At 65.0% G+C, this 15,942-nt stretch carries 14 protein-coding genes and 1 pseudogene; 7 read left to right on the forward strand and 8 right to left on the reverse strand.

Features of this window, described 5'->3' with window-relative positions:
• Nucleotides 1-76 precede the first annotated feature (76 nt).
• A complete protein-coding gene (locus P8R42_14150) occupies nucleotides 77-1,285 on the reverse strand; it encodes a phytanoyl-CoA dioxygenase family protein (protein ID MDG2305755.1) in 1,209 nt (402 codons plus the stop codon).
• A gap of 115 nt (nucleotides 1,286-1,400) precedes the next feature.
• Here P8R42_14150 and P8R42_14155 point away from each other — a divergent pair, with 115 nt between their 5' ends.
• From P8R42_14155 to P8R42_14170, 4 genes are all read left to right on the forward strand, one after another.
• On the forward strand, nucleotides 1,401-3,803 hold the full coding sequence (locus tag P8R42_14155) for an ATP-binding protein (protein ID MDG2305756.1): 2,403 nt from the start codon (nucleotides 1,401-1,403) through the stop codon (nucleotides 3,801-3,803).
• A 1-nt stretch (nucleotide 3,804) separates the two neighbouring features.
• Nucleotides 3,805-5,406: a bifunctional glycosyltransferase/class I SAM-dependent methyltransferase gene (locus tag P8R42_14160; GenBank protein MDG2305757.1), complete on the forward strand. Its 1,602-nt coding sequence runs from the start codon at nucleotides 3,805-3,807 to the stop codon at nucleotides 5,404-5,406.
• A 43-nt stretch (nucleotides 5,407-5,449) separates the two neighbouring features.
• A complete protein-coding gene (locus tag P8R42_14165) occupies nucleotides 5,450-6,052 on the forward strand; it encodes an NUDIX hydrolase (protein ID MDG2305758.1) in 603 nt (200 codons plus the stop codon).
• Nucleotides 6,053-6,142: 90 nt separating this feature from the next.
• Complete coding sequence (locus P8R42_14170) at nucleotides 6,143-7,879, forward strand: amidohydrolase family protein (protein MDG2305759.1); 1,737 nt, start codon at nucleotides 6,143-6,145, stop codon at nucleotides 7,877-7,879.
• A 14-nt stretch (nucleotides 7,880-7,893) separates the two neighbouring features.
• Here the strand turns inward: P8R42_14170 and P8R42_14175 are convergent, their stop codons facing one another.
• Nucleotides 7,894-9,336 carry a sulfatase-like hydrolase/transferase gene (locus P8R42_14175; GenBank protein ID MDG2305760.1) on the reverse strand — a complete coding sequence of 481 codons (1,443 nt, stop codon included), beginning with the start codon at nucleotides 9,334-9,336 and terminating at the stop codon, nucleotides 7,894-7,896.
• Between the two features lie 178 nt (nucleotides 9,337-9,514).
• Here P8R42_14175 and P8R42_14180 point away from each other — a divergent pair, with 178 nt between their 5' ends.
• The gene (locus P8R42_14180; protein MDG2305761.1) at nucleotides 9,515-10,696 is read left to right on the forward strand and encodes a phosphatidylinositol-specific phospholipase C1-like protein; all 1,182 of its coding nucleotides are present in this window, start codon (nucleotides 9,515-9,517) and stop codon (nucleotides 10,694-10,696) included.
• Nucleotides 10,697-10,748: 52 nt separating this feature from the next.
• Nucleotides 10,749-11,204, forward strand: coding sequence for a nuclear transport factor 2 family protein (locus P8R42_14185; protein ID MDG2305762.1), 456 nt, complete (start codon nucleotides 10,749-10,751; stop codon nucleotides 11,202-11,204).
• A gap of 10 nt (nucleotides 11,205-11,214) precedes the next feature.
• Here P8R42_14185 and P8R42_14190 read toward each other — a convergent pair whose 3' ends face one another.
• From P8R42_14190 to P8R42_14215, 6 genes are all read right to left on the reverse strand, one after another.
• Nucleotides 11,215-11,391: a hypothetical protein gene (locus P8R42_14190; protein MDG2305763.1), complete on the reverse strand. Its 177-nt coding sequence runs from the start codon at nucleotides 11,389-11,391 to the stop codon at nucleotides 11,215-11,217.
• Nucleotides 11,392-11,502: 111 nt separating this feature from the next.
• Complete coding sequence (locus P8R42_14195; protein ID MDG2305764.1) at nucleotides 11,503-11,646, reverse strand: hypothetical protein; 144 nt, start codon at nucleotides 11,644-11,646, stop codon at nucleotides 11,503-11,505.
• A 148-nt stretch (nucleotides 11,647-11,794) separates the two neighbouring features.
• The gene (locus P8R42_14200) at nucleotides 11,795-12,649 is read right to left on the reverse strand and encodes a sugar phosphate isomerase/epimerase (protein ID MDG2305765.1); all 855 of its coding nucleotides are present in this window, start codon (nucleotides 12,647-12,649) and stop codon (nucleotides 11,795-11,797) included.
• 11 nt (nucleotides 12,650-12,660) lie between these two features.
• Nucleotides 12,661-14,349, reverse strand: coding sequence for a GMC family oxidoreductase (locus P8R42_14205; GenBank protein ID MDG2305766.1), 1,689 nt, complete (start codon nucleotides 14,347-14,349; stop codon nucleotides 12,661-12,663).
• A 2-nt stretch (nucleotides 14,350-14,351) separates the two neighbouring features.
• Entirely contained in the window at nucleotides 14,352-14,957 is a 606-nt protein-coding gene (locus P8R42_14210; GenBank protein ID MDG2305767.1) for a gluconate 2-dehydrogenase subunit 3 family protein, read from the reverse strand.
• A gap of 8 nt (nucleotides 14,958-14,965) precedes the next feature.
• A complete protein-coding gene (locus P8R42_14215) occupies nucleotides 14,966-15,247 on the reverse strand; it encodes a TonB-dependent receptor (protein MDG2305768.1) in 282 nt (93 codons plus the stop codon).
• A 90-nt stretch (nucleotides 15,248-15,337) separates the two neighbouring features.
• On the opposite strand from P8R42_14215, the pseudogene P8R42_14220 reads away from it, so the two are divergent.
• Nucleotides 15,338-15,929, forward strand: a pseudogene (locus tag P8R42_14220) (dihydroxy-acid dehydratase).
• Nucleotides 15,930-15,942: the final 13 nt, after the last annotated feature.

Genomic DNA, 15,942 nt, shown 5'->3' on the forward strand with positions numbered 1-15,942 from the left:
GCACCCAATCAGGTGTCCCCTGTTTCCGACATGCAGGAGCGGCGCCCGCAACGAGCCCTAGGTCGACGGCGGTGCACTAGGACTTTCGGGCGACCTTCTCCAGGTGCTCGACTTGGCCGTCGTCCCGACTGTGCAGCACCTCGTTGTAGTTCTTGCCGCGATGCGGTCGCGTGCCGGGACGCGTATAGCCGGTGACGGCGCTGATCCGGTACGTGTCGACTCCCGCCGAGGCGGGCGACGGAGCGGCGTGCATCGTATCGCCGTAGTGCAGAGAGACATCACCCGCCTCCGCGTTGAAGATCGCGCCGCGCGGGGCCTTCGGGTGGTTAGGATCGATCGGGCCGCAGCCCGCCTGCCACGACCCAGGAAGAAAGCGCAGGTCTCCGGCATCGGGATTGGATGGAGTGAGAAAGACCGATGCGATCAAAACCGGGCACATCGCCGCGTGACCACCCATCCCGCAGTCGCGGTGCCAGGGCAAGTCACCGAGCCCCTCGCACATGTTCGGGTTCTTCCAGATCACGGTGATCGATTGCTCGGGGCTTGCACTCGCACGATGCGCGAGCGGCTCGTCCGCGAGATCCTTCAAGTCGAGAAGGCGCGAGTCCGTTGGAATCGATCGCAGATTCGGTTTCGCACCGGCGCGAGTGACTCTGCACAGGATGTCCTCGCCGCGATCGTCCTTCCCCCACCACGACAGCTTGTCCCCCTTAACCGCCTCCCCCCTAAGCTCGGCCGCTTCCGCGAGGAATCTCTCGACCTCACCCGCCGAAAAGACCTCGCGCACAAAGAGGTAGCCGGCGGTGCGCAGGAAGTGCGCCATGTCCTCGTGCCCGTCGTCCAGCGTGAAGGTGTGCTCGGGATCGAGCGGAGCGCCTACCCGATCGAGGAGTCGAACGTCGCTCGCATCGTACACCGGACGACCGCTGAACATGGCGCGAAGCGCCGGCTCCCAGTCGAGCCATCGGATCGCATCGCCGCGAACGCACTTCGCTCGGCCTCCGTAGAGAAGACCGGCTGCCGCATCGAGCTCGTTCACGATGTTCTGCCAGATCTCGTCCGTCACCTCGATCACGAGATCGGCGGCGGCCTCGTCCGCCACCACCTCGATCCCCTTCTGGCCGGGCACGTACGTGTACGAACCTCCCTCCTGCCGACGGAACGCCAGGGCGGGCAGTCGCTCGGCACCGCGCGCCGCGAGGGCACCGTTCCCGGCCGCCAAACGGCGCGGCAGTTCTTCACGATGGAAAGAATCGAAGTCGAGCGGAGCAAACGTGGCTGCCAATGGGCGAACCTCCTAGCTTCGTTTCCTACTCGATCCGCCCGGATCCGTCGATACACGACCGGACCGATCGGCCACCGGCTTCGACTGCCGAACCGCCCCATGCCATGCTTGCGCAATGATCGAGGCCTCGACCTTCGAGAAGCTAGGCGTCTTCTACTTAGGCACGCCTGTATCCCCTGACATCGGGGCCTCGTCGCCCGAGCCCTTCCTGTACAACTCGAAGGACCTGACGACGCACGCCTTCTGCGTGGGCATGACGGGCAGCGGGAAAACGGGCCTCTGCGTCACGCTGCTCGAAGAAGCCGCGATCGACGGAATCCCGGCGATCGCAATCGACCCCAAGGGAGATCTCGGCAACCTCCTGCTCACCTTCCCCGAACTGCGACCCGCGGACTTCCGGCCGTGGATCGACGAATCGGAAGCCGCCCGCAACGAGCGATCCCCCGACGAGCAGGCGACCTGGACCGCAGACCTCTGGAAAAAGGGACTCGCGGAGTCCGGCCAGGACGGCGCCCGCGTCGGCCGCTTCAAGTCCGCCGTCGAAACCGCGATCTACACCCCGGGCAGCCGGGTCGGGCGGCCGCTGCGGGTGCTCGGAACGCTCGACGCGCCGTCCGAAGCCGTCCGAAACGATCCCGACGCTCTCCGCGACCGCGTCGTCGGAATGACGTCCAGCCTCCTCACGCTCCTCGGGATCGACGCCGATCCGGTTCAGAGCCGTGAGCACATCGTAATCGCGCGGATCTTGAGCGATTGCTGGGAGAAAGGAGAAGACCTCGACCTCGGTTCGTTGATCCGAACTCTGCAGAACCCGCCGTTCGAGCGCGTTGGCGTGATCGATCTCGAGTCGTACTTCCCGGCGAAAGATCGCTTTGCCCTCGCAACGACCCTGAACAACCTCCTCGCCTCCCCCGGCTTTGCGAGTTGGATGGAAGGCGAGCCGCTCGACGTGGGGAAGCTCCTCTACACCGCGGAAGGAAAACCGCGTCTGAGCGTGTTGTCGATCGCACACCTCTCCGAGCGCGAGCGCATGTTCTTCGTGACGCTTCTGCTCGGGGAAGTCGTCTCGTGGATGCGGTCGCAAGAGGGCACCGGCAGCCTGCGCGCGCTGCTCTTCATGGACGAAATCTTCGGGTACTTCCCGCCCCTCGGGAATCCGCCGGCGAAGCCGTTGATGCTGACGCTCCTGAAGCAGGCCCGCGCCTACGGCCTCGGCGTCGTGCTCGCAACGCAGAATCCGGTCGACATCGATTACAAGGGGCTCTCGAACTGCGGCACGTGGTTCCTTGGGCGGCTCCAAACCGAGCGCGACAAAGCACGTGTTCTCGAAGGGCTCGAGGGCGCCTCGCAGACGGGCTTCGACCGCAAGCGCGTCGACGAGCTTCTGTCCGGGCTGGGGAAGCGCATGTTCCTGATGAACAACGTGCACGAAGACGGGCCCGCCTTGTTCGAGACACGCTGGGCGCTGTCCTACCTCCGCGGGCCCCTGCAGCGCGACGAGATCCGGAAGCTCTCGGAGTCTCCGGACGTGGGCGCCGCCCCGGTCGCCGGCGAAACCACGACGCGGAAGGCCGGGCCGGCGAAGCGTGCTACGAAAAAAAACTCTCGACCACAGCGCCCGCTGCTTCCCGCCGAAGCCGGAGAGGCCTTCTTTGCTTCGCCCGGCGAACCCCCGGAGGCCGGCGCCCTGTACGAGCCAGGGCTCGTCGCCGAAGTCAGCGTCCACTACGTTCGCAGCCGCGGTGACGTCGATCACTGGGAGACAACTCGGCTCTACACACCCCTCATCAACGGACGCCGCGGTTCGCCGTGGAGCGACGAGACCGAAGAACTCACGGCAGCCGGGCTTTCGTTCGCGCCGGGGCCAGTCGACGACGCAGAGTTCCAGGAGCCACCGGCGGCCGTCTCCAACCCGAAATCGTACGCCCGTTGGTCCAAGATGCTCGCATCGCACATCTACAAAGAGCGTCCGCTCACCATTTTGCACTGCAAGAAACTGAAGGCGTACTCGCGCCCCGGAGAGAGCGAAGGCGAGTTCCGCGGACGCCTCGCCCACAAGCGTCGAGAGCTTCGCGACAAGGAACGCGCCGCGATCGAGAAACGCTACGCTCCGAAGCTAGGGCGTTTGGTAGACCGCAAGCGGCGATTTCTCGCGCGCGTCGATCGCGAACGAGAGCAATACGAGAACCGCCGGATGGAAACTGTGATCTCGTGGGGGTCGACGCTCCTCGGTGCGGTCTTCGGTCGAAAGATGGGCGGGCTCGGCACCGCCCGCAGGGCATCGACGGCGGCGAAAGGCATCAGCCGGACTGTTCGCGAGCGCGGCGACATCGGTCGCGCCGAGGCCGAGGTCGAAGCCGTCGACGAGCAGATCGCCGAACTGGACCGCGAGTTTCGCGAGAAGCTCGACGATCTCACCCCCCACAAGGACGGGCTTCTCGAGATCGAGGAGAACACGATCCGCTCCCGCAAGAGCGATCTGTCGGTCTCGCAGCTCCGCTTCGTTTGGCGTGCCTGAGATGAAGCCATGCCTCTCCCTCGTTGTCCCCGCGTACAACGAGAGCCAGCGCCTTCCGCAAACGCTCGCAAAAACGAGTGAGGCGATCGCCGCGCTCACGACTGAAGCCGAGATCCTCGTCGTCGACGATGGCAGCGAGGACGATACGAGCGAAGCGGCTCGCAGGTTCGAGGGGCCCGTCCCCGTCCGCACGCTCCGGCTCGAACCCAATCGCGGGAAAGGCGCCGCCGTCTCGTACGGGATCCGCGAGGCGCGCCATCCGATCGTTGCCTTCACCGATGCCGACTCCCCGTACGACCTGAGTGCGCTCGTTCCGATGATGGAGGCGCTTCGCGATGGGACGACGGACGTGGCCATCGGCTCCCGCGACCTCGACGACTCCCACATCAATCGCGGCTACGGCACGCTTCGACACATCTCGGGACAGGCGTTCTCCTTCCTCACGTGGGCGGTCCTAGGGCTGCCGTTTCGAGACTCACAATGCGGCCTGAAGGCGTTCCGTCGCGACGTCGCCCAGCAGCTCTTCGCGATGCGAACGATCGACGGCTTCGGATTCGACTTCGAGATCCTCGCGGCGGCCGTCGCCAATGGACATCGGGTGGAGCGCTTCCCCGTGAAGCTCACCCACAACGATGATTCGCGGATCCGTCTCTTCGCGGACAGCTTCAAAATGGCGACCGAGGTATTTCGGGTGCGGCGTAACTTCGTTCGGGGCGCGTACGAGGAGATGTCGGGCGCCGCGGCACCGCAGCCGTGCCCGCTCTGCAAAGCCGAAGACTTTGCCCCACGCGCGGCCAACCACGGTTTCCGCATGGTCGAGTGCGCGCAGTGCCACCTCTGGTACCTGAACCCGATGCCGACTCCGGCAACGCTCGCCAAGCTCTACGGCAGCGAGTACTTCGAGAGCGACTCCTCACTGCAAGCCGGATACGCCGACTACGAAGCCATGGCCGAAGACTTCCGTGCGACCTTCCGACATCGGCTGCGCCTCGTCGCCGCGCACACCGGGGCCGGACGGCTTCTCGATGTAGGCGCCGGCTTCGGTTACCTCGCCGACGCGGGGCGCGGCCTCTTCCACGAACGGTGGGCGCTCGAGATGAACGGTGGCGCCGCCGAACACATCGCAGCCGACCATCGCGCCATCATCGGGTCGTTCGACGCCTCGGACCTGCCGGCCAACTACTTCGACGTGGTCAGCATGCAGGATTGCCTCGAGCATCTGCCCGATCCCAAGCGAGCACTGGAACGGGTTCGGACTCTCCTCCGGCCGGGAGGCGCGTTCCTCGCCACGACGCCCGACGTCGGGAGTTGGCTCCAGAAAGCACAGGGACGCAACTGGGTCTCTCTCAAGTTTCCCGAGCACGTCGTGCTCTATTCGGAGCGAACCCTTCGTCGCGCGCTCGAGGATGCCGGGTTTCACGTCCAACGGATCGAGCCGGCGGGACAGTACGCGCGATTGGACTTCCTCGCCTCCCGCGCGCTGCGCGGGCATCCCCGCAGCGGGCGGCTCGCCAGCAAAGGACTCCGTGCGGTGGGTGGCGCGGCGCGCCGGATGTACGTTCCTTCCGGATCGCTGACAGTGGTCGCCACGGCGCCTCACTAACGACGGCTTTCGCGTTGCCGCAGCGCTCCGCTACAAACCATCAATGGTGAGACCGCGCGACGCGGCAAGCCTCGTGGTCACCCGCGGGGACGGCCCGAAGACCAAAGTTCTACTCGGCCGGCGACCGCCGAACGACCGCTTCATGCCGAACGTCCACGTCTTCCCCGGCGGTCGTGTCGATGGAACCGATACCTCGCTCCCGTCCGAACGGAATCTGCCCAAGTCGGTGGCGCGCCGGCTGGAGCGCCGTGCGACCCCGAAGCGGGCGCGAGCGCTCGCCGTCGCAGCTCTGCGCGAGACCTACGAAGAGACGGGCTTGGTCTTCGGCAAGCGGGCGGGAGAGTCGATCCGTCCCGACCTCTCCGGCCTCGACTACATCGGTCGCGCGATCACCCCTTGGGGAAACCCTATCCGCTACCACGCGCGCTTCCTGCGTGCGCGCGTGGAGACCTCAACCGGCCGATTGAAGGGCAATGGCGAGCTCCTGGACCTCGGCTGGTACTCGATCGAAGAAGCTCTGAAGCTCACGATCATCGACGTCACCGAGGCCATGCTCGAGCAGCTCCGGGCGCGCGTCACGGGCGATCAGGCCCACGACCTTTTCGTGCACTATCGCGGCATGCAGCGCGTCATCACCCACGAATAGGTGGGGGCGCCGAAGGTGGCCGCAGGGGCAGGACTTGACGGACGGAGCATCCGCGGCGTACCTCCGTCCTCGCAGGACAAGGGGGAAGCCATGGCTGAATTCGATCTGATCCTTCAAGGTGGCGACGTCATCGACGGCACCGGAGCGCCTCGGCGTAAGGCCGGCGTGGGTGTGAAAGACGGCCGCATCGCCGCCATTGGGGACCTCGACCCCACGGCGGCGGACCAGGTGATCGATGCAACGGGGAAGATCGTCGCGCCCGGATTCGTCGACATCCACACCCACTACGACGCGCAGGTCTTCTGGGATCCGAGCGTGTCTCCCTCCTCGTTCCACGGTGTGACGACGATCGTCGGCGGGAACTGCGGGTTCAGCGTCGCCCCCCTCGTACCCGAGGCGGGCGAGTACCTGATGAAGATGCTCGCTCGCGTAGAGGGCATGCCGCTCGAGGCGCTGAAAGAAGGCGTCCCCTGGGATTGGACGACGTTCTCCGACTACCTGGGCCGACTCGACGGCAAGATCGCCGTCAACGCCGGATTCCTCGTGGGCCACTCCGCCCTGCGGCGCGTCGTGATGGGCGAAGACGCGGTCGGCAACGAGGCTTCCGAGGAGCAGATCGCCGAGATGGTGAAGCTCCTGCACGAATCCCTCGATGGAGGCGGACTCGGCTTCTCGTCTTCCGCCGCACCGACCCACAACGACGGAGACGGAAAGCCGGTGCCGTCCCGCTCCGCATCGCGCCGTGAAATCGTCGCCCTCGCGGCAGCCGTACGCGACCACGCCGGTACCACTCTCGAGTTCCTGCCCACCATCGGAAACTTCGAGGATGAACATAAAGACCTGATGACCGCGATGTCCCTCGCCGCGAATCGGCCGCTCAACTGGAACGTGCTCGGTGTCACCGCGCTCAACCGTGAGATGACCGAGAGCCAGCTGTCCGCATCCGACTACGCGCGCGAACGCGGCGGCACCGTCATCGCGCTGACCCTTCCGCAGACGATGACTCTTCGACTGAACCTCGTGTCGGGGTTCATCTTCGACGCGCTCCCCGGATGGTCCGACGTGATTGGCCTGCCCCTGAGCGAGCGCAAGAAGGCCTTCGCCGACCCCGTCGTGCGCGAGAGGCTCGATCGGCAAGCGCATTCAGAGGAAGCAGGCGTGTTCCGTTTCTTCGCGAACTGGGCCAACTTCCGACTCGATGAAACGTTCGCGCCGGAGAACGCCGCCTATCAAGGGCGAACTGTCGGTGAGGCCGCCGAGGAACTCGGCAAGACACCCTTCGATACGATGCTCGACATCGCCCTCGCCGACGACCTACGCACCTCGTTCATGCCGCCTAGCTCGGGCGACGACGAAGAGAGCTGGAAGCTGCGCGCAGACGCGTGGCGCGACGACCGAACGATCATCGGCGCCACGGATGCCGGGGCCCATCTCGACATGATCGATACGTTCGCCGGCACGACGGCTCTTCTGAAAGGCGGCGTCCGCGAGAGGGGGCTCATCGCGCTGGAAGAGGCGATTCGGCAACTCACAGATCTTCCCGCCCGCTTGTACGGAATCTCCGAGCGTGGACGCCTCGAAGAAGGATGGCATGCCGACATCGTCGTATTCGATGAGACCCGGGTCGGCCCGGGGCCGATCTACACCCGGAACGATCTCCCGACCGGCGCCGCCCGCCTGTACGCCGACGCCGACGGGATCGAGCACGTATTCGTGAACGGCGTCGAGATCGTTCGCGGGCGCGAGTTCACGGGTGCCGCCCCCGGCACGGTCCTACGCTCCGGTCGCGACACGGAGACGGTCCCGGTTCCCGGCGGCGGAGAGTAACCCCCGGCGCCGATTCAGGCCAAGCGAACCGAGTGCCTGCCGAAGCCCGGGGCCTGCTCCGGAGCACGTTCGAGAACCGCGGCCAGGCGCGCGGCCAGTTCCGCGCGTGCGGTCTGCTGGGCTGGATCCTGGGCGATATTTCGAAGCTCGCGGGGGTCTTGGTCAACGTCGAAGAGCATCTCGACGGACCCATCGTGCGATCGGAAGTACTTGAGTTCGCCGACGCGGATCATGTCGAACCCGGCTCGGCCGAAACAGTAGACCGGCCGATCCGCCGGCATCTCGGCGCCCGCGAACCGATCCTGCAGTGCGATGCCGTCCAAATGCGCCGGAGGCTCGAGGCCGGCGGCTGTGAGGAAGGTCGGCGCAAGATCAACGAGCGATACGGGCTCCGTGAACATCCTCCCCTCCGGCACACCGGCGCCGTAGGCGAACATCGGCACCTGCGCGACGTCGTCAAACGGAATGCCCGGGTCCTTCAGCAGCTGGCCGCGCTTCCCGAGGTAGTCGCCGTGGTCGGAACAGAATACGACCAGCGTGTCCGCGGGATCCACGTGCTTCGCGATCGCGCCGACGGCGGCATCGACCTGAGACACGAGTGCACGATAGGACGCGAGCATCTCGCGGATCTTCTTCGTCGGGACCTTGTCGCGTGTGAAGATCGCGGGCACGTTTCGCACCGACTCCGGAATTCCCACCATGTCCGCCCACCCGTCGGTCGGGACTTCCACGTCCTTCGGATCGTAAAGGGCCGCGAATTCGGGCGCAGGGTCGTACGGGCTGTGGGGCGCCGAGAATGAGACGGTGAGCGCGAAGGGACGCTCCGTCGCACGTGATTCATCGAGAAACTCGATCGCGCGGTCTCGTACCCACGAGATCCGGTGATGCTCGGGCGCGAAGGCCCACGGCTTCGCAGAGAAGCCGCCTCGCTTCCGGGAACTCGCCGCCATCGGCTCGTACAGAGCGCTCTCCGACAACGAGCGCCGCCAACCATCGAGGCGAAGGATCACCTTATCGCGAAAGCTGGCCGGCCAATGCTCGCACAACGCCATGTAGTCGAAGCCGTGAGGTGCCTGACGGGGCATGTAGTGCATCTTGCCGACCAGAGCGGTCGAGTAGCCGGCCGCGCGGAGCGCGTGCGCCCACGTCCAGGCCCCCGGCCGGATCGCGACGACCTTGTCCGTTCGACGCTGCTGAGGCCAACGATGATGGTGCACGCCCGTCGTCAGGGACGCGCGGGACGGAACGCACGGCATCGAATTGCAGTACGCCGCATCGAAGGTGGTGCCGGAGGCCGCGAGACCATCGAGTTCCGGACTCTTCACCCGCCCGCCGCTCGCGTAGCCGATCGAATCCCAGCTTTGATCGTCGGTGATGACCAGAACGATATTCTGCGGCTTTGCCTCGGCTGGCTTCCGAGTACAGCCCGCCGGGAGTATCAATTGTGCGGCGGCCACGGCGCCCAACTGAAGTACCCCGCGACGGGACACATTTGGCGTGAAGGACAAACTCACCATGCAAGGATAGCACACGGCGCAGCGGCTCGTGGGATTCATGGCTGCGCGAGTGCTGTGCGAAAACCGCGGCCTCGGTAGCCTCTCGCACCCTTGGATCAGACATGATCTGTTCGCCGACATGCGAATCAAGGGTTTGCGGCCGGGCCTCAGAGCCTCTCGTCTTGCGTGCCTTGGCGGGCTCGCGCTCCTCGTAGGATGCGGCGACTCGGCTTCGACGGGAAGCGACAAACCGGCCGACTATCCGCGCGACGGAGCCCTCCGGCTGAACCACATCCAGGTGCTCGGATCGCACAACAGCTACCACATCCAACCGAAGCCCGACCTCTTCGCGGCGATCGAAGCGCTCGTCCCCCCGCTGGCCGCCGCGTGGGAGTACACGCATCTCCCGCTCGACCAGCAGTTCAGCGAGCAGGGCATCCGGCAGATCGAGATCGACGTCTTCGCGGACCCCGACGGCGGGCTCTACGCCAGCCGCGGCGCAACAGAACTCCTGACCGGCGACGGTGCCTCCGGCGTCCCCGATCTCGACGCCCCGGGCCTGAAGGTCCTGCACGTGCAGGACCTCGACTTCGAGAGCACGTTCTGGACGTTCGTGCAGGGCCTCGAGACGATCCGGCGCTGGTCCGAAGCCAACCCTACACACGCGCCGCTGACGATCCTGATCGAGGCCAAGGACGATACCATCGACGCACCATTCGACACCGTGATTCCGATCCCGTTCGACGGAGCGCAACTCGGTGTGATCGACGACGAGATCTGGAGCGTCTTCGAACCCGGACACGTCATCACACCGGACGAGGTTCGCGGAGACCACGCAACGCTCGAGCAGGCAATTCTTCAGGACGGCTGGCCGACGCTCGGTGATTCGCGGGGGCGAGTCCTTTTCGCCCTCGACAACGGAGGCGGCGTGAAGGAAGCCTACGTCGACGGCCACCCGTCCCTGCGCGGACGCGTGCTCTTCGTGAGCGCCGAGCCCGGGGAGGACGAAGCCGCCTTCGTGAAGTTGAACGACCCAATCGGCTCCTTCGACCGGATCCAGGAGCTCGTCGGCATGGGCTTCATCGTGCGAACCCGCGCCGACGGCGACACCGAGGAGGCACGGACCGGAGATACGACGAAACGTGACGCAGCGATCGAAAGTGGCGCGCAGCTCGTCAGTAGCGACTACCCGGTCGCCAACCTCGACTTCGGCACCGGCTACTTCGTCGAGATCCCGGGCGGGACGCCGGGGCGCTGCAACCCCCTCAGCGCTCCCGCCGCGTGCGACGCCGGAGACATCGAGCATCCTGCCGCGCCGTAGCCCCTACGACGCATTCCCCACCCATCACCCCGAACCCGAAGGAGACACCCCCGTGGGACGTTGGTCACGAAACGAGCTCGAAGACGCATTCGACAACTTCCAGAAGACCGCCCTGGTCGCCGGCACGTCCGGTGACTGGCGTCCGTGGGCCGACCTGTTCACCGAGGACGCGACCTACATCGAGCACGCGTACGGAACCCTCGGCGGACGAGAGGCGATCTACGAATGGATCCAACCTCTGATGTCGAAGCCGGAGAACCGCGTCATGCAGTTCTTCCCAGTCGAGTGGCACATCATCGACGAGGAGCGCGGCTGGATCGTATGCCAGGTCTGGAACCGCATGGTCGACCCCGGCGACGGAAGCCTCCACCAAGCGTACAACTTCACGCTACTGAAGTACGCCGGCAACATGAAGTTCTCCTTCGAGGAGGACATCTACAACCCAGCGCACTTCCAGAGCATGCGCGCGGACTGGACGGACCAAAAGGCCAAGCTCGAGTCGAAATGACGGCGCGGCACTAATGCCGCATCGCCTCGAGGCACTTGGGACAGATCCCGTGCGAGAGCTGCGAGAGCGGGAACCTCTCGAAGAGTTCGAGCGCGGGGAGCGGCTCCTCCCGCAACGTCACGGAGTCGATGGCCAGGGACCAATCGGGGACTGGACGAATCCTGAGTTCCATAAAGCGCCGCACCATGGGTCCATCGCATCGAAACGGGATGACGGCGGGAGACTGCGTCTGGCGGACTCGCCGGAACAGGCCCTGATACAGCTGGCACGCCTCATCGCCGGCGATGTGGTCCCACAGTCACGTCCCGAGGACCGATGCAGCCTTCAGCTTTGGCCTCTCGTTCTCTCGCGCGAACTCATCCCAGCTGCCATCGATGCGCGTCAAACGATCCCCGGCGTCGACCTCATACGACAACACTGTGCCGACAGCACCTTGCTCCATCGACTCCACCGTAGACCGAGCCAGGAACCAGGTAAAGGAGAGCGCTCCTTAGGCGCCGGCGTGCGGGTCCTCATCCGCGAGGATCCGGATTCCACGCGATACCAATCCTATGAAGATACGTGCATCGACAGCTCGAACAATGGGGGGTTCAGGCGGTGCGCTTTTCCCACTCACTACGTATGAACGCGAGGCCGTCGCGGGCGACCTGCTCCTCGCTCTCGAACATCCGCCGCCAGATCTTGGTCGCCGCCGCGATCCCGGGCAACGCCTGGCCGAACGACTCGATCACCATCCACCCGTCGTAGTCGATCTCCTTCAGCGCATCGAAGGTCTCCGCCCAGCGGACCTGTCCTTGGCCCGGCGTTCCGCGATCGTTCTCGGAGATGTGTACGTGACGGATCTCACGAGCGGCTCCAGTGATCGCTTTGCGGACGTCCTTCTCCTCGATGTTCGCGTGGAACGTATCGTAGTGGACACCCACGCTCGGGTGATCGATGTCACGGACGAAGCGCGCCGTATCCTCGGCGCAGTTCAGAAGATAGATCTCGAAGCGGTTCAGGAACTCGAAGACGAGCGTGATCCCGGCCTCGGCCGCGTACTCCGCGGATGCCCGCATGCACTCGACGCTGCGCTTCCACTCCTCAGCAGTCGGCGGACTGCCGCTGAACTGGCCGATCGCGGCGTAGAGCGGTCCGCCGATGAGCTTGGCTCCGGCGGCGTCCGCGCAATCGATCGTCTTCTTCGTCGCATCGAGGGCGGCGCGCCTGACGGCCGGGTCCGGACTGATCGGATCATCCTCCGCGTTTCGGACGGCGGTGACCGTCCGCTCGAACCCGAGATCATCCAAATGGCGCCCGAGACGGGCGAACTGTTCCGGCTCACCACCGAAGATCGGGAGCTCCAGCCCATCGAATCCCATCTCGCGAAGGCGACCGTACAGCGGCAGGAACTGCTCGTCAGCCGGATCATCCGTCCAGAGCAGGAGGTTCATTCCGTATTTCATTCGTGGGCTCCCTAGATCGCGCCGGACTTCATCTCGTCGGTCGCGTACGCACAAGCTCTTGCCGTCAAAGCCATATAGGTCAGGGACGGGTTCTGGCAGGCCGAGGACGTCATACCCGATCCGTCGGTCACGAAGAGATTCGGCACGTCATGCGCCTGGTTATGCGCATTGAGAACAGACGTCTTGGGATCCCGCCCCATGCGCGCGGTCCCCATCTCATGGATGCCGTCGCCACCCGGACTCATGTCCGCCATTTTCATGAGAACGGCGCCGCCACTCGCCTGGATCATCGCGGCGGCTTCCGTCGCCGCGTCCTCGCGCATCTTCTTCGCATTTTCGTCGAAGGCAAAGCTCACCTTCACCTGCGGAATCCCGAACCGGTCCACCTTGGACCCGTCCAGCGTGACCTGATTGTTCTCATCCGGCAGACATTCGCCGAAGCCCGAGAGTGCGAACATCCAGGGGCCCGGCTTGCGCAGCGCGTTCTTCAGATCCTTGCCGAACCCGGGGGTCATGTTGCCCATCGACCAACCCGTGCGCATTGCGCGGCCCTGGTACCCGTACCCGCGAAGGAACGGCGCCTTCGATGCGTCATCGCCCAGGTTCTTGAAACGAGCGACGTACACGCCGTTCGGACGATTCCCAAACGTTTCCTTCTGATCGAAGCCTGGCATGATGCCGATGGCAGACAACCCGAGGTGGTGGTCCATCAGATACTTACCGAGAACACCACTCGAGTTCGCGAGACCGTTGGGCATCTGCTCAGACTTGGAGTTAAGCAGGACCTGCGTCGAACCGATCGTCGAGGCGCACACGAAGATGACGCGTGCGGAGATCGTCTCCTTCTCTCCCGTCTTCGCGTCGATCACTCGGACCCCGGTCGCGCGTTTCGCGGCCGGGTCGTAGTCGATTCCTTCGACGACCGTGTCGGTCCGAACCGTGAGGCGCCCCGTCGCCTCGGCGGCAGGCAACGTCGAACTCTGCGTGCTGAAGTACGAGCCCGTCGAGCAGCCCATGTGGCAGGGGCCGCAGTAGTGGCAGGCCGCGCGGCCGTTCAGAGGCTCGGTCAGAACCGCCGTCCGCCCGATCGTCAGAACACGACCTGGGAACTTCTCGGCGATCTTCTCTCGCGCGTGCGCCTCGACGCAGTTCAGCTCCATCGGCTTCTGGAACTGCCCGTCGGGAAGGTGTGGCAGCCCCTCGGCCTGACCGCTCACACCGATGAACTTCTCGACGTGGTCGTACCAGGGCTCGACGTCGGCGTAGCGGATCGGCCAGTCGACACCGTGCCCGTCCTTGGCGTTCGCTTCGAAGTCGAGATCACTCCAGCGATAGACTTGGCGGCCCCAAAGGAGAGAGCGCCCGCCTAGCCCGCCCCCGCGATACCAGTGGAACGGCCGCTCCGGGTCCGAGACATACGGGTTCTCCTTCTCGTTCGTCCAGAAGTGAACATTGCCTTCCTTAAACGAATAGTTCGCGCTCGCCATCGGATAGTCCGACTCGAACTTCTTGCGATCCCCCTGTCCTCGGAACTTCTCCTCCCAGGGATTCTCGTGCTCGCCCGTGTAGTCCCGACTGTGCTCGATCGGGCGCCCGCGCTCGAGCATGAGAACGGTGAGCCCACGCTCCGTGAGCTCTTTCGCGGCCCAGCCGCCCGTCACACCCGAACCAATTACGACGGCATCGAACTTGGCGTCCACGATCAGAACCCTACGACCCAAACGCGGCCATTAGCTCCCGCCGCGACGCAGGCGTCGAACCGTCCTGGGGTCGGGTTGAACTCCAACTCCTGCGTGCCGCCGATCTTAGAGGTGTAGTAGCCGACGATCGTCAACTGTTTCAGCGCCGGGAAGAATGCCGGAGCCGGCGCCTTCTTCTGGAATGCGACGAGGGGATTGATGCCCTTGGCCGCCATCTCCGCCTGACCTTCTTTCTCGAGCTGCTTCAACACCTCGACCTGGTCCGCCTCGGGCGACTCGACGAACGTCTTGCCCGTCCGCTCGTTCGCGACGACGTCGATTCGCGCCAGCCCCGCCATGAACTCCGCCCGCTCGTCGTCGTAGTACCAATCGACCAGCATCATCTCGATAAAGTCGGCCACGCCCGCGTCACGCGCACCCGGCGTGTCGGTCGTGGGGAGGATGAGCTCCGTCGCGGTTGCGACGGTCTCCTTCTGCTCCGGCGTAAAGAGGGGCGACGAAGCGTTGCCGACAGCGGCGTCGGCCCGACTCAGAAACGAAACACAGGGCGCAGCAACAGCACCCCCGAACAGGGCCGTGAGACCTGCGAGGAAGTCACGTCTTTCCATGGGATTCCTTAGAAGCGGTAGCTGAGTTCACCACCGAAGGTGCGCGGCGGTGCGTAGTAACGAGTCGATGCACCGAAGACCGAGTCCAACGGCTGAACCGAGTTGAAGTACTCTTCACCAATCAGGTTCCGGGCCCAGAGCGCAACCTGCGCATGATCGTCGAAGAACCCGTACGAGAGGCGCGCGTTTAGGAGGTTCACACCGCGCTGTTGCAGCAGCACTTGCTCACCCGCGTACTCGATCAGGCTCTGATACGACCAGTCCAGACGCGGCGTGAGCCATCCGTCCATCCCTTCCACACCGGTCTCGATGGGGAACGATTACTAGACGGACAAGAACGTCTGGAGCCGGGAGACGTTGCTGAAGCGATCACCGCTGAAGTCCTGCGCGGCAACCTGTGCCCGAACGGTGCGGTCCTCAAACCTTCCGCCGCCACACCGGAACTGATGCAGCACCGCGGCCGCGCCGTCGTCTTCGAAAACATCGACGCGCTACAAAGCGCGCATCGATTCTCCCGACCTCGACGTCGAGCCAGACGACATCCTCCTCTTGAAGAACTGCGGACCGAAGAAATACCCGGGCTTTCCCGAAGTCGGCAACATGTCCCTCCCGAAGAAGCTGCTCGAACGCGGCGTGAAGGACATGGTCCGGATCTCCGATGCGCGGATGAGCGGAACAGCCTACGGCACGGTCGTCCTTCATGCCGCGCCCGAAGCCGCTGCCGGCGGAACACTCGCCCTGGTCCAGAACGGCGACTTCGTCGAGCTCGACGTGGCCGGCCGACGACTCCACCTCGATGTGGCGGACGAGGAATTGGCGCAGCGCCGGGCGAACTGGGAGCCACCGCCGACCCGCAGCGAACGCGGCTACGCACGCCTCTTTTACGACCACGTCATGCAGGCCGATCGCGGGGTCGACTTCGACTTCCTCGTCGGAAAGAGCGGGGCCGAGGTGCCGCGCGAGTCGCACTGAGAGAGCGGCGGCG

The sequence above is a fragment of the Candidatus Binatia bacterium genome, from assembly GCA_029243485.1.
Classification (GTDB): domain Bacteria; phylum Desulfobacterota; class Binatia; order UBA12015; family UBA12015; genus VGTG01.

Bases quoted from the DNA above. Each gene is read 5' to 3' on its own strand.
- P8R42_14195 (MDG2305764.1), bottom strand. From the start codon at position 11,646: ATGGAGCAAGGTGCTGTCGGCACAGTGTTGTCGTATGAGGTCGACGCC.
- P8R42_14180 (MDG2305761.1), top strand. From the start codon at position 9,515: ATGCGAATCAAGGGTTTGCGGCCGGGCCTCAGAGCCTCTCGTCTTGCG.
- P8R42_14200 (MDG2305765.1), bottom strand. From the start codon at position 12,649: ATGAAATACGGAATGAACCTCCTGCTCTGGACGGATGATCCGGCTGAC.
- P8R42_14170 (MDG2305759.1), top strand. From the start codon at position 6,143: ATGGCTGAATTCGATCTGATCCTTCAAGGTGGCGACGTCATCGACGGC.
- P8R42_14165 (MDG2305758.1), top strand. From the start codon at position 5,450: ATGGTGAGACCGCGCGACGCGGCAAGCCTCGTGGTCACCCGCGGGGAC.
- P8R42_14160 (MDG2305757.1), top strand. From the start codon at position 3,805: ATGAAGCCATGCCTCTCCCTCGTTGTCCCCGCGTACAACGAGAGCCAG.
- P8R42_14155 (MDG2305756.1), top strand. From the start codon at position 1,401: ATGATCGAGGCCTCGACCTTCGAGAAGCTAGGCGTCTTCTACTTAGGC.
- P8R42_14215 (MDG2305768.1), bottom strand. From the start codon at position 15,247: ATGGACGGATGGCTCACGCCGCGTCTGGACTGGTCGTATCAGAGCCTG.
- P8R42_14210 (MDG2305767.1), bottom strand. From the start codon at position 14,957: ATGGAAAGACGTGACTTCCTCGCAGGTCTCACGGCCCTGTTCGGGGGT.
- P8R42_14190 (MDG2305763.1), bottom strand. From the start codon at position 11,391: ATGGTGCGGCGCTTTATGGAACTCAGGATTCGTCCAGTCCCCGATTGG.